This is a genomic window from Streptomyces sp. NPDC054847 (assembly GCF_053610925.1).
Genome location: NZ_JBSGZJ010000616.1, coordinates 1 through 3,267 on the forward strand (window position 1 = coordinate 1; position 3,267 = coordinate 3,267).

At 72.5% G+C, this 3,267-nt stretch carries 3 protein-coding genes; all 3 read left to right on the forward strand.

Annotated features, from left to right (window positions below):
* Positions 1-193 precede the first annotated feature (193 nt).
* The 3 genes from thpR to ACWGH4_RS33255 all read left to right on the forward strand — a co-directional run bounded on the left by thpR (position 194) and on the right by ACWGH4_RS33255 (position 3,239).
* The gene (gene thpR, locus ACWGH4_RS33245; protein WP_453467405.1) at positions 194-763 is read left to right on the forward strand and encodes an RNA 2',3'-cyclic phosphodiesterase; all 570 of its coding nucleotides are present in this window, start codon (positions 194-196) and stop codon (positions 761-763) included.
* A 207-nt stretch (positions 764-970) separates the two neighbouring features.
* Positions 971-2,164: an outer membrane protein assembly factor BamB family protein gene (locus ACWGH4_RS33250; RefSeq protein WP_453467407.1), complete on the forward strand. Its 1,194-nt coding sequence runs from the start codon at positions 971-973 to the stop codon at positions 2,162-2,164.
* Positions 2,165-2,249: 85 nt separating this feature from the next.
* Positions 2,250-3,239 (forward strand): aldo/keto reductase, encoded by a 990-nt coding sequence (locus ACWGH4_RS33255; RefSeq protein WP_441265173.1) that lies wholly within the window; start codon positions 2,250-2,252, stop codon positions 3,237-3,239.
* The last annotated feature ends 28 nt before the right edge of the window (positions 3,240-3,267 follow it).

The window sequence follows — 3,267 nt, forward strand, 5'->3', positions numbered from 1 at the left end:
GTGCCCTCAAACTCCCCCTACGGCCTGGCGGCCGTGGGAGGTGCCCCCAGGCGGGCTGGATTTCGCTGCGCGAAATCAGCCTCGCCGGCGATTGAGGCGCGGGGGTCCGGGGGCAGAGCCCCCGGTTTCGGGAAGGGGCGGGGTGGGGGAAACGGCCCGCGCAGCGGAGCCCCCGCGCGGCACACTGAACCCCATGAGACTCTTCGCCGCCGTACTCCCGCCCCCCACGGCCGTCGACGAACTCGCCACCGAGGTCGCAGTCCTCCGTCGGCTTCCCGACGCCGACAGTCTCCGCTGGACCGGGCGCGCCGGGTGGCACTTCACGCTCGCGTTCATGGGGGAGGTCGACGACGAGCTCGTGCCCGAGCTGCGGGAGCGGCTGGCGCGGGCGGCGCACAGGACGTCGGCGTTTCCGCTGCGGCTGCACCGGGGCGGGCGGTTCGGGCACCGTGCGCTGTGGGTCGGGGCGGCCGGCGGTCTGGAGGAGATGCGGCTGCTGGCCGAGCGTTCGGACGCCGCTGCCCGCCGCGCCGGCGTGAGCATGGAGGAGCACCGCCGCTACCAGGCGCATCTGACGATCGCCCGGGCCCGTGACGCGGGTGACCTGCGTCCGTACGTCGAGGCGCTGGCCGCATTCGAGGGCACCCCGTGGCAGGTCGCCGACCTCGCCCTCGTACGCAGCAACCTGCCGGTCAGCGGAGTGGCGGGCGAGCAGCCCCGGTACGAAGTGGTCGGTTCCTGGCCCCTCGGGGGCGCGGGTTAACCTCGACGGGTGAATCCCAAGACCAGAAACCAGATCATGGCCGCGGCGCTGGTGCTGATGTTCGTGATCGTCGCCGTGGCCGCCGCCGTCGGCTGACGCGTCCCGCGACCGGCCGGCCGAACACGCAGGTATCCGCCTCCGCGCGGCGACGGGCCCGCAGCGCCGGGATCCGGCGCCGGGCGGCTCGCCGTTTCGAAGGAGCCGTACATGCCGGACGACAGACCGCCGTTGACGATCAGCGCGGGTGGGGGGAGCGGCCGGTGGACGTTGCGCGCGCCCGGCGGGACGCTGAGCAGTCCCGTCGTCGTGGGCGACACCGTCCATGTCGTGGTCTCCGACAGCCGGATAGGCGCGGTGGACGCGCACGAGGGCCGGATCCGCTGGTGCAGCGACGAGCTGACGCAACCGGACGGCGGTGGCATCCTCCGCGCCGGAGGGACGGTGGTCGTCCCTGTGAACCGGGACTACGAGCGCAGCGGTTTCGTCGCCCTGGACGCGGAGACGGGCGAGGTGCGGTGGAAGCGCCGCAGGAGCCGGCTGCGGCAGGCCGCGGCGGCCGGTTCGGCCGTCGTGCTGTGGAACGACGAGGACGGCGGTCAGATCAGCGGGGTCGACGCCTCGACCGGTGAGACCCTCTGGGAGGACGAGTTCAGCAAGATCTACGGCCTGCTGGTGCGGGGTGGGACCGTGATCATCGACACCGCGGGCTTCCGGGCCCTCGACGCCCGTACCGGCGACGAGCTGTGGCAGAACGGCTACGGCGATCTGCTCGGGCAGGGCGAGGAGGCCGACGCCGCTCTGTTCCACACCTGGCGCCGCGGCGAGCTCTGCGTGCGGGCGACGGACACGGGCGAGGTGCTGAGCCGGACCTCGTTCCCGAAGCGGGTGGTGAAGGACCTCGGCCCCCCGCCCGCCCTGGTCGACGGCGGCCGGGCGCTGTTCTCCGAGGCACTCGGGCGCCGGATCCGGCTCTTCGCCTGGTCGGGCCGGGACCGGGCGACGCCCCTGATCGGCGTCCGGCTGGGTCTCCGCCGCTTCACCTCGTTCTCGCAGCCCGCCGTGTGTGTGGGCGACCGGGTGTACGCGACGACCTGGCGGGACCGGCTGTACGTCGCCGAGGCCGGCGGGCGGCGCGGGCTGCGGCGACTGCGCCTGACCGCCCCTGACGGCCGTGCGGTGCACCCGGAGGAGATCGCGGCGGGGCACCGGCACCTGTTCGTCCGCGACGGGGACGCGGTCGGGGCCGTCCGCGACGGCCGGCTGCTGTGGGCGGCGGCCTCGGGCGTGTGGGAGCGGCCGGTCCCGCTGGGAACCGACCGGGTGCTGTTCCTCGCCTCGAGCCGGGACGGGACCGGGGGGCTCCTGCACTGCGCGGACGCGGAGACCGGCCGCCGGGGCTGACTGCGCGTCCGGTGTCCCTCAGGACCCGTCCCCGCGCGAAGTGGTGCTTGCTTCGAGCGCGCTCGAAGGCGTTGGCTTGGACGTCATGAAGTACACGCAGCTCGGACGCACCGGACTCAAGGTCAGCCGACTCGTCCTCGGCACAATGAACTTCGGCCCCCAGACCGACGAGGCCACGAGCCACGGCATCATGGACTCGGCCCTCGACGCGGGCATCAACTTCTTCGACACGGCCAACGTCTACGGCTGGGGCGAGAACAAGGGCCGCACGGAAGAGATCATCGGAAGCTGGTTCGCCAAGGGCGAGGGCCGCCGTGACAAGGTCGTGCTCGCCACCAAGGTGTACGCGAACATGGGCACGGACGGCGAGGTCTGGCCCAACCACGACAAGCTCTCGGCGCTCAACATCCGCCGTGCGGTGGACGCTTCGCTCAAGCGCCTGCGGACCGACCACATCGACCTCTACCAGTTCCACCACATCGACCGGAGCACCCCGGTCGAGGAGATCTGGCAGGCCATCGACGTACTGATCCAGCAGGGCAAGATCCTCTACGCGGGTTCCTCCAACTTCCCCGGCTGGAAGATCGCGCAGACCAACGAGACGGCCCGCCGTCTCGGTTCGCTGGGCCTGGTCAGCGAGCAGTGCCTGTACAACCTGGCCGAGCGCCGCGCCGAGATGGAGGTCATCCCGGCCGCCCAGGAGTACGGCCTCGGCGTCATCCCCTGGTCGCCGCTGCACGGCGGACTGCTCGGCGGGGTGCTCAAGAAGCAGAACGAGGGCTCCCGGCGGGCGACCGGCCGCAGCGCGGACGCGCTGGCCGACACGGCCGTGCGGGAGAAGGTGCAGGCGTACGAGAACCTGCTCGACAAGCACGGTCTGGAGCCCGGTGAGGCGGCGCTCGCCTGGCTGCTGACCCGTCCGGGTGTGACGGGCCCGATCGTCGGCCCGCGCACGGCGGAGCAACTGGAGTCGGCGCTGCGGGCGCTGGAGCTGGAGCTGAGCGAGGAAGTGCTCACGGGTCTCGACGAGATCTTCCCGGGGCCGGGCCCCTCCCCGGAGGCCTTCGCCTGGTGAGCCTCGGCCGCCTCTACTTGATGTGTGT

Coding starts and splice junctions, on each gene's coding strand:
- ACWGH4_RS33255 (WP_441265173.1), top strand. CDS start 2,250: ATGAAGTACACGCAGCTCGGACGCACCGGACTCAAGGTCAGCCGACTC.
- thpR (WP_453467405.1), top strand. CDS start 194: ATGAGACTCTTCGCCGCCGTACTCCCGCCCCCCACGGCCGTCGACGAA.
- ACWGH4_RS33250 (WP_453467407.1), top strand. CDS start 971: ATGCCGGACGACAGACCGCCGTTGACGATCAGCGCGGGTGGGGGGAGC.